The 1,394-nt window shown below is 41.6% G+C and carries 1 protein-coding gene; it reads right to left on the bottom strand.

Annotation, left to right across the window (positions count from 1 at the left end):
• Positions 1-109: 109 nt before the first annotated feature.
• Positions 110-1,324 (bottom strand): IS256 family transposase, encoded by a 1,215-nt coding sequence (locus NBH14_RS28615; protein WP_186962112.1) that lies wholly within the window; start codon positions 1,322-1,324, stop codon positions 110-112.
• Positions 1,325-1,394: the final 70 nt, after the last annotated feature.

The raw sequence follows: 1,394 nt of genomic DNA, 5'->3' as shown, positions 1-1,394 counted from the left end.
AGGTAGTGTAAAATAAACTGTGTCACGCATTATTTTTCTCTATAAAACTCATCGGTCGGGGAACGGCCATCGCCAAGGGGCGAGACCACCCGTCCCGACGAGCGTAAAATTACAATAATTTAAATCGCTCTCCAAACTTTATGGCTAATTGTTGTGAGATTGTAGCCCAGTTAGCCAGTGGCATGGTCCACTTCTTCCGTATATTTCGGTATGCAAGATATACCAGTTTCTCAAGGGCTGTATCCGACGGGAATACGCCCTTGTTTTTTGTTACCTTACGGATCTGACGGTGATACCCTTCAACGGTATTTGTGGTATATATAAGCTTACGTATTGCCGGAGTATATTGGAAGTATTCAGACAGCTTATCCCAGTTCTCCTGCCAGGATCTGATAACGATAGGATACTGTTCACCCCATTTTTCATCCAGTTTGAGAAGTTCATTCTCTGCAGATTCTTTATTTACAGCCTGATAGACACATTTTAAATCCTTAAGGAATTCCTTCTGATTTTTGGAGCCTACATACTTGATGGAATTACGTATCTGATGTACTATACAAAGCTGTACGGCAGTGTTAGGATAAACACTTTGAATGGCTTCAGGAAAACCTTTCAAACCATCTATACAGGCTATGAGAATATCTTCCACTCCACGATTCTGAAGATCCGTCAGGACACTAAGCCATAAGTTAGCACCCTCATTTTTAGATATATACATACCAAGAAGTTCCTTGTGGCCATCCCTGTTAATTCCTAATACATTATAGATAGCACGGGATACGGCACAACCGCGTTCATCTGTCACTTTATAGTGAATGGCATCCATCCAGACTATTGGATAAACCGAATCCAACATACGGGATTTCCATGCCTTGATTTCCGGAAGTACACGGTCTGTTATGGCACTGATTGTATCGGCAGAAACACGATTACCAAGGTTTTCTTCCATCCAGTCACTGATTTCCCTTGTGCTGTTTCCCATTGCATAAAGACCTATTATACGGTCGGCAACTCCTTCTGCAAGAATAGTCTCACGTTTCTTTATAAACTGAGGTTCAAAACTTGAATTACGGTCACGAGGGGTAGAAACCGTGACCTCACCCAATGGAGTCTGCACCTGCTTCTGCATTTTACCATTACGGCGATTACCCAATTGCCGTTCTTCATCGGTAAGATGTGCGTCCATCTCACCTTCCAAGGCTGCATTTAGGATACTTTCCAATAAAGGAGCAAATGCACCGTCTTTACCTAACAAAGGCTTCCCTGCTTTAAGTTGGGCGATTGCCTTCTTCTTGATACTCTCAAAATCAAATTCTTCTTTCATAAAAAAACTGTGGTAGCAAAGTTAATATTTTATTTCTTGTCTTTGCTGACACAGTTTAATTTACAGACTC

This window comes from Parabacteroides caecihominis (assembly GCF_023656785.1).
GTDB classification, from domain to species: Bacteria; Bacteroidota; Bacteroidia; order Bacteroidales; family Tannerellaceae; genus Parabacteroides; species Parabacteroides segnis.
The sequence above is the reverse complement of the archived record's forward strand: the minus strand, read 5'-3'. Positions and strand labels throughout refer to the sequence as shown.